Raw genomic sequence first — 8,609 nt, 5'->3', positions numbered from 1 at the left:
GAACGTCGGGGTTGAAAACAACGTGCCGCAAGGCGGGGTGGTCTGGGTATTCGCTGTGCAGAAATAGCCGCGCCACGACGCGATGAGCGGCGGACAGAAGCGTCCGTCGCTTCCGTGGCGCGCAGCCACTTTGCGGAGCCGGAATGGCAAGCGGTATGATGGAAGCTTGATTGCATGGCCCACCAGGCGAGCGAAGCGCATTCTTTAGCTCGACCGTTTGCGTTTACGAGATCCAAACGGCGCGCGTGACGAGTTCATCCTCGCAGCCACCGCCCAAAACCTTCGAAAGATGGCCAAGCTGATCCCGATGCCCAGGCCGAGGCTCGCATAGGGTCAGTAAGAGCAGTTCCGGCCACGTCGCGAGGAGCTATTACAACGAAATACTGCCGGCCTTCTTCAACGGAATCGGCCACGAGCGGAAGCACACCATTGAGTAATAGGATCTTCGTCTTTCGGTTCTGAAGCGATCAGATCAAAGAGAATGGTGCGACGTTGGGACAGCGTGAATGTCAGATTACATCGCTTGCGCTGCTACCAGTTTAAGCGTTGAATTTTAGCAATAATACCCGCCGCAGGTCATGCAACTGCGGCGGAGTTGTTCGAGCAATCATTCGGTTCTGCAAAGCCTGCGCGCTCTTTCGAGCGCAGCGCTGATTTGGGCCCGCGGCACAAAACTAAGCCAGCAAACCGGCTCAACACCATGGAGGGAACAAATGTCACGAACCCTTTCTCGACGACAATTTGTGACCGCGACCGCGATGTCGTCCGCAGCGTTCGTCGCTGCCCCTTATGTACGCGGCGCGCACGCTGCCGGTAACCTGTCGATTGGTTTCTGGGATCATTGGGTGCCAGGCGCAAACAAGGCTTCGACTGATCTCGTCAATGAATGGGCTGAAAGGGAAAGGGTCCAGGTTCAGATCGACTACATCACGAGCCAAGGCAATAAGCTTCTCCTGACCATCTCGGCCGAGGCGCAAGCCAAATCCGGGCACGACATCCTGGCCATGCCAGCTTGGAACCCGCACGCAAATAGCCATCTGCTTGAGCCTGCCAACGATATCATGAAGGGGAGTATCGAGCAGAATGGCAAGGTCAACGAGGCTGTCCACTATCTCGGCCAAGCTGGCGGCAAGTGGCTCGGGGTTCCTGCCTGTGTCGGCAGCCAAATCCAGGCGCCCTGCTCCCGGATCGACCTGATGAAGAAGTACGCTAACATTGACGTACAGGAAATGTATCCGGCCGGAAGTCCGCCAAAAGCCGACTACTGGACGATGGACACGTTCCTGAAGGCGGCGGAAGCTTGCCACAAGGGCGGATTTCCCTTTGGCATCGGACTAGGCCAGACCACCGACAGCATGGTTGCAGCCGGCACAATCTTCCAGTCGTTCGGCGCGCAGCTCGTCGACGCAAAGGGTAACCTCACCGTCAAGACCGACGAGGTTCGGCAAACGCTCGAATATTACAAGAAGCTGATCGCTTTCCTGCCGCCGGACGTAGCGGCGTGGGACGACGCCTCCAACAACAAATGGCTGATTGCCGGCAGGGGCGCGCTGATCATGAACCCGCCCAGCGCCTGGGCTGTTGCCAGGCGCGACGCACCGCAGATTGCCGAACAATGCTGGACACACGGCTTCCCGGCGGGACCAAAGGGCCGCTTCGCTTCCTACCTGCCTTTTTTCTGGACCATTTGGGCATTCTCGAAGCGCAAGGAAGCCGCCAAGAGCCTGCTCGCGCATCTCTCGCAGCCATCATCGATTGAGAAGCTGGTGGTCGCGAGCGGCGGCTATGATCTGCCGGCCTATGAGAAGTTCACGACCCTAAAGGTTTGGGCGGAAGCGGAGCCACCGAAGGGCACGCTCTATCATTACCCCAATCCCTATAACCATCAGACGCTGTCGATCGCAGCCTCGCCGGCCCCGCCAAGAGTCGCACACCAAATCAACGTGCAGGCGACGCTGACCAAGATGTGCCTACGCTACGCGGGGGGCGAGGCGATGGAGAAGACCCTCGCCTGGGCGGAAGGTGAGTGCGAAGGCTTCCTGCGAACCTGACGATGGGAGGCGGCGGCGAGTCGGTCCACTTAGCGACTCGAAAGTGGCCAAACGCGCACCTCATGTGCGCAACCGTCCGCACGTCGATCAAAATCCGACTTCGGCTTCGGGTCCAACAACGGACGTAGACGTTTCACCCGATTACCGTGTCGGCGAACGAGAAGCGCCGCGCGGGATCGTATGCTCAGCGCCCTTCTGTGAGGGGCCCCACGGGCTCGCTCCGGCGTTGGTCCTTCGATACCAGCGCTTTGCGAGACAAAAAACGTGGTTCTCGCTATGGGGTGGAGTAAACTGAGTTTCTCATTCTGGTGGGGCGGCTTGACCGCCGGCGCAGGCTGGCGCGGTGGCTGCTATAACCGGTGAGTGCGGCCTAGTGTGCGTGTGAACGCCATGGATATCTCTGCCTGGCTGCGCGGCCTCGGCCTGGAACGCTATCAGCAGGCATTCCGGGAAAACGCGATCGATGAGGCAAGCCTCCCCAAGCTGACCGCCGAGGACCTCAGAGACCTCGGCGTGACGGCGGTCGGCCATCGCCGCATTCTCCTCGACGCGATCGCCGCATTGCGAACCGAAAAGTTTCGCGACATGACCGAACATTCGGTCGAGCCTGACCGCCCGGGCGGCAAGGCTTCCGAAGCCGAGCGCCGTCAGCTCACGGTGATGTTCGCCGACCTCGTCGGTTCCACCGCATTGTCGGCGCGGCTCGATCCGGAGGAGTTGCGCGACATCATCGGCCGCTATCACCGATGTTGCGCCGAGGTAATCACCAGCTCCGGTGGCTTTGTTGCGAAGTATCTCGGTGACGGCGTGCTGGCCTATTTCGGTTACCCGCAGGCGCATGAGGAGGACGCCGAACGAGCGGTGCGTGCGGGCCTCGCCTTGATCGAAGGCGTGGCCAAACTCGATGCGGGCCAGGCGAACTCGTTGCAGGTGCGCGTCGGTATCGCCACGGGCCTCGTCGTCGTCGGTGATCCGCTTGGTGAGGGCGCCGCTCAGGAACAGGCGGTCATTGGTGAGACCCCTAATCTCGCAGCACGGCTTCAGGGGCTTGCCGAACCGAACACGGTTGTCATCGCCGACAACACGCGCCGCCTGCTTGGCGGCCTGTTTGACTATCGCGATCTCGGCACATTGCCGGTCGCGGGAATTGACCATCCTGTTCATGTCTGGCGGGTCTTGGGCGCGAGCCTGGTCGCCAGTCGTTTCGAGGCCCTACGCGCCGTCAGCACGCCATTGATCGGTCGGGAGGAAGAGATCGCATTGTTGACTCGCCGCTGGGAGCAGGCAAAGGCCGGCGACGGGTCCGTCGTCCTGATCGTCGGCGAGCCGGGCATCGGCAAGTCGCGCATCGCACAAACCCTGCTGGCGCAGTTGGGCGAAGAGCCGCACATACGGTTGCGTTTCTTCTGCTCGCCACATCACCAGCACAGTGCGCTCTATCCCAGCATCGCCCAGCTCGAGCAGGCGGCCGGATTTCGACGGGAGGATACAGCCGAGACCCGCTTGGATAAGCTTGTGACGGTGCTGGCTCTGGCAAACAGGGAGCTGAGCGAAGCCGTCCCTCTATTGGCGGACCTACTGTCGATTCCGACCGGTGACCGCTACCCACCGCTCAATCTTACGCCGCAAAAGCGCAAGGCAAAAACGCTTCAGGTGCAGGTAGCGCAGGTCGAAGGACTCGCGGCGCGGCAGCCGTTACTGATGCTATGGGAAGACGTCCATTGGAGCGATCCCACCACGCTGGAGTCGCTGGATCTACTGATCGACCGGGCCGCGACGCTGCGCGTCCTGATGATTCTCACATTTCGACCCGAGTTCACGCCGCCCTGGGCCGGCCGTCCGCATGTGACATTGCTCAGTCTCAACCGCTTGCCCCCTCGCCACCGCGCCGAGATGATCGCGCACGTAAGCGGCGGCAAGACACTGCCCAAGGAGATCGCCGATCAGATCATTGATCGTACGGATGGCGTGCCGTTGTTTATCGAGGAGCTGACCAAGTCTGTCGTCGAAAGCGGATGGATGACCGATGGCGGAGACCAAGTGGCCATCCCAACGACGCTCCAGGCCTCGCTTCTGGCGCGGCTCGATCGATTGGCGCCAACTCGAGAAGTGGCACAGATCGCAGCGACGCTGGGGCGGCAGTTTTCCCACGAACTTATCAGTGCCGTCGCCGACATGTCGCCAGCGCGGCTGGAGGGCGCCTTGGAGCAGCTCATACGCGCGGAGCTGGTTTTCCGGCGCGGGATACCGCCTGACGCCACATACACCTTCAAGCACGCACTGGTGCAGGACGCCGCCTATAGCACCCTGCTACGCAGCCGACGACAGGAGTTGCATGGCCGTATCGCCACCACGCTGGAACGCCGGTTTCCGGAGGTTGTAGCGGCTCAGCCTGAGCTTTTGGCTCAGCATTGTGCCGTAGCCGGCCTCGTGGAAAAAGCAATCGAGTATTGGGACATGGCTGGGCGTTTGGCGGTCCAACGTTCGACGATGGCCGAGGCCGCGGCGCACTTTGGCAAGGCGCTGAACTTGCTGACCAGCCTGCCGAAAAATCCGCAGCGACGGTCCAGCGAACTTTCTCTTCAGCTCGCGCTCGCGGGGGCCCTAACCGCGGCCAAGGGATGGGCATCGCCTCAGGCCGGCGAGGCGTATGCCCGAGCCCGCGAGCTATGCCGTGAAGCCCCGGAGGGGCCGCAGCTTGCGAGAGCCTGGGCCGGCGCCCACTCGTTCTTGCACAATCGCGCGGAGATCTGCGCCGCCCATCAGTTGGCGGACGAGTTGGCGGTGCTTTCAGAACACCGAAATGATCGCGATGCCAAGCTGATCGCACACCGGTGTCTGGGCGTCAGCCATTTCTTTCGCGCCGAATTCGATCGTGCGCTCCACCATCTGAGGCAATGGCCCCACTTCTATAGTGAGGCTGAGCACCGACCTCCAAAACTGACACCCCACGACGTCCGCGTTACCTGCGAGAGCTTCGTCGCCTGGACACTTCTGGTGCTGGGACAACCGGATCAGGCGCTGGCGCAAAGCCGACGCGCGCTGGCTTGGGCGCGCGAGCTGTCGCAGCCCTATACGTTGGCGTTCGCTCTGCACGTCAATTGTACCTTTCACCAACTTCGCGGCGACGGGCCGATCCTTGAGGAACGAGCCGAGGAACTCGTGACCCTTGCCACCGAGCATGGTTTTCCTCACTTCGTGGGATCAGGAACCTGCTTCCGAGGATGGGCCATGCTCGAGCTAGGAGGATCTATCGAGGCTGCCATCAGCAGGATGCAGTGGGGTCTGGCAACGAAGCGGACGACGGGTGCCGAGATCAAGGTGCCCTACTATCTTGGTCTTCTGGCGGAAGCGCACAGGCGAGCGAACCGAAGCGCCGACGCGGTGAGCTTATTAAATGAAGCTCTTGAGCTGGTGAAGCGGACCGACGAGCGATGGTATCAGGCGGAGCTGTATCGCCTCATGGCGGATGCGCTAATTTCCAGGTCCGATCGACACGATGCCGAACGCTGGCTGTACCACGCGCTTGAAACGGCGCAGAAACAGGGCGCGAGGTTCTGGGAATTGCGCGCCGCCACCAGCGCGGCCCGCCTCTGGCGCGATCAAAGCATGCACACCGAAGCCCTTAACCTACTGGCGCCGGTCTACGGCTGTTTCACCGAGGGGTTCGATACCACGGACGTCAAAGAGGCCGCCGCCCTGCTTGCCGAGTTGGCCTAGAAAAGTACGGAGGTCTGCGACTTCTGCTCCGGGGCCAACAGCGCCGGTTTGTTAGGCGCCGTGTCACTTCCGGTCTCCCCCATCAGCAGATCATATCTGGGCCAAACCGAACTTCGCCACCGGGCCGATTCTGTTGAAAAAGGCGGCTGTTGCGACGCAGAGATATCAGTGATTCAGTCTGTCTAATTGGCAGGACTGAAGATCATGATGGGCATCGGTGCGCGTTCCAGCCGATCGTGATCACCGATTCCAGACCATCGTGATCACCCATTCCAGAGCATCGTGATCACCATTTCCAGCCGATCGTGATCGCTATTTCCAGCGATCGCGATCGGGGGCAACCAGGAGGCGCGCACCGCTGACAGTCTGCAACCCGGGTAGCTTGGTCTTTTGCCTAACCGCAGAGGATCGAGATGCCGACCGAGAGACTGTCCATGCGCCACATTCGTGAAGTTCTACGCCTGCACTACAGCGTCGGCATGTCGCAACGCGCCGTTGCCCGCAGCCTGGGCTTGGCCCAGGGCACGGTCGGCAAGTACCTCAACCGAACCCGCCGCGCCGGCCTGACCTGGCCGTTGCCGCCGGAGCTGGATGACGATGTCCGGCTCGAGAACCGCCTGTATCCGCCACCATCCGATCGGCCCAGCGACGAGCGCCCGCATCCGGATTGGGCGCTCGCGCATCGCGAGCTGCGGCGGAGGAACGTTACGCTGATGCTGTTGTGGGAGGAGTATTGCGACGCAAGCTCCGACAGCTTCAGCTATGCGTGGTTCTGCGAACGCTACAAGGAATGGGCTGGCCGCCTCAAGCCGACGCTGCGCCAGGTCCATGTCGCCGGCGAGAAGCTGTTCGTCGACTATTCCGGCCACACCATGGAGGTGGTTGACGGGCTCAGCCGCGAGGTGCGCAGCATGCAGATCTTCGTCGCCGTGCTCGGCGCCTCGAACTACACCTATGCCGAAGCCAGCTTCAGCCAGAGCCTGCCGGACTGGATCGCCTCGCACGTTCGGGCATTCTCCTATTTCGGTGGCGTGGCCCGGCAGACGGTGAGCGACAATCTGAGGGCGGCATCACCCGGGCTTGCTTTCACGAACCGATGGTCAACCGGACCTATGCCGATCTCGCCCGCCATTACCGCACCGCCATCGTTCCGGCGCGGCCGTATCGGCCAAGGGACAAAGCCAAGGTCGAAGTCGGCGTCCAAATCGTCGGGCGATGGATTCGCGCGCTTGCGCAACCGCCGCTTCTTCTCGCTTGCCGCCCTCAATGAGGCGATCCACGCGCTTCTTGTCGAGCTGAACGATCGACCTTTGCACAGCTGGGGACGAAGTCGCCGCGAACTGTTCGAAGAGCTCGATCGTCCGGCGCTGACCCGCTTGCCGGATGAGCCGTACGAGTATGCCCAGTGGAAGCGCTGCCGGGTCAACCTCGATTACCACGTCGAGATCGCCAAGCATTACTACAGCGTTCCTCACAACCTCGTGCATCAGGAGGTCGAGGCTCGCATCACCCAAAAGACCGTCGAGATTTTCCTCCGCGGCAAGCGCGTTGCCTCGCATCTGCGCAGCATGCTGCCGCATCGCCCGACGACCATTCCCGAGCACATGCCGAGCTCACATCGCCGCTATCGTGACTGGACCCATGAGCGCATTCGTTCCGAAGCCGCCAAGGTCGGTCCTGATGCCGAGACGCTGATCGACGTCATCCTGCGCTCGCGGCCGCATCCAGAACAGGGCTTCCGCTCCGCCATCGGCATTCTCGGGCTGGTCAAGCGCTATGGTTATTGGTGCCGATTTTCCTGTTACTGCTGATCGCTGTCGCCGCCGTTCTGTAGCGGCAGGTCCCTCCAATCGCGGCCGGGCAGCTCAACACAAGGCAGGCCCCAGACACGGGTCGGAAATGGCAAACGCAGCAATTATCAGGAATGCCTATGGGGTTCCGGCAACTTGTGTTGGTTCGAAAACGGGACGGGACGATGCGCCCTTTGTTTTCGTCAGGGTCGGAGACGAGGAGCGCCGGATGCGTTGGTCCGAATGGGAAGCTCTTCCGGCCTGGACCGGCGAGCGTCCCTCTTGGGCAAGTAAATCGAAATGAGAGGTTCGGCATGAAGAAGGCCCTAACAGGCACATGGATCGCGGCGCTTTTCCTACCCTCGGCAATCGGCGCCGCTACGCCAGCCGCTTTCGCGGCGGAGCCGAACTGCCGTGCGATCGAAAGCACCAGCGCGCGCCTATCCTGTTACGACGCGGCCTTTCCTCCAAAAACGAGGAAGCCAGCCGAGACCAGTCTCGACTCATCGCCAGGCGACAAGGATCCATTCCTTGCGGAAGAAGCTCGAACCGCCGCAAAGCTAAAGAACATTTGCCGCGGCTGCTGAGTTCACCGATCGCGCGAGCGTGTTCCGAACATTTGCGCTCCAATTCAGAGGGCCAGTCAAATGGCGAAAGAGGTGCCAAAGGTCGCGAGTGGCCAGTCAACGAAAGCGTGCTCTTCATCTGGCTGGCGCCGTTATAGATGACAGAGCTGACAACTCAGCGAGTTCCAAGGACCCATCGATAAGAAAGCAGCGCGCTGCTTGAAGACGTGCGGAATTTCGGCGGTCCGCGTTGATCGTTCGTAAGCGCTTAGCCGTGACCCTATTGAGGCTGGGTTGACGTTTTGCGGAATCGCCACGGCATGAGATCATCGATCTTGCTATGGGGATGACCGTCGATGATCGCCTCGAGTGTTTCAGCGATGTAGGCAGCCGGGTTGACGCTGTTGAGCTTGCAGGTAGCGACTATCGACGCCAGCATGGCCCAGTTTTCTGCCCCGATTTCATGGCCCGCGAAGAGCGCA

General features: G+C 61.2%; 5 protein-coding genes and 1 pseudogene. 4 read left to right on the top strand and 2 right to left on the bottom strand.

Translation table 11 applies throughout. The annotated features are described in order from the left end of the window. The coding region (locus IVA96_RS02270; RefSeq protein ID WP_247415242.1) for a hypothetical protein at window positions 1-201 on the bottom strand (201 nt) is incomplete at its 3' end. Here IVA96_RS02270 and IVA96_RS02265 point away from each other — a divergent pair. The 4 genes and pseudogenes from IVA96_RS02265 to istA all read left to right on the top strand — a co-directional run. Further along, a pseudogene (locus tag IVA96_RS02265) lies at window positions 194-331 on the top strand (IS5/IS1182 family transposase); the annotation flags it as partial. The gene IVA96_RS02270 and the pseudogene IVA96_RS02265 overlap by 8 nt on opposite strands. Before the next feature lie 382 nt (window positions 332-713). After that, a complete protein-coding gene (locus tag IVA96_RS02260) occupies window positions 714-2,051 on the top strand; it encodes an extracellular solute-binding protein (protein ID WP_247415240.1) in 1,338 nt (445 codons plus the stop codon). A 390-nt stretch (window positions 2,052-2,441) separates the two neighbouring features. Beyond that, window positions 2,442-5,771, top strand: coding sequence for an adenylate/guanylate cyclase domain-containing protein (locus tag IVA96_RS02255; protein WP_247415239.1), 3,330 nt, complete (start codon window positions 2,442-2,444; stop codon window positions 5,769-5,771). Between the two features lie 434 nt (window positions 5,772-6,205). After that, complete coding sequence (istA, locus tag IVA96_RS02250; protein ID WP_247415237.1) at window positions 6,206-7,582, top strand: IS21 family transposase; 1,377 nt, start codon at window positions 6,206-6,208, stop codon at window positions 7,580-7,582. A gap of 825 nt (window positions 7,583-8,407) precedes the next feature. Here istA and IVA96_RS02245 read toward each other — a convergent pair. Next, a partial coding sequence (locus IVA96_RS02245) for a transposase domain-containing protein (RefSeq protein WP_247415235.1) occupies window positions 8,408-8,609 on the bottom strand: 202 nt, incomplete at its 5' end.

It is taken from the genome of Bradyrhizobium sp. 159 (assembly GCF_023073795.1).
In the GTDB taxonomy this organism is placed as follows: Bacteria; Pseudomonadota; Alphaproteobacteria; order Rhizobiales; family Xanthobacteraceae; genus Bradyrhizobium.
The sequence above is the reverse complement of the archived record's forward strand: the minus strand, read 5'-3'. Positions and strand labels throughout refer to the sequence as shown.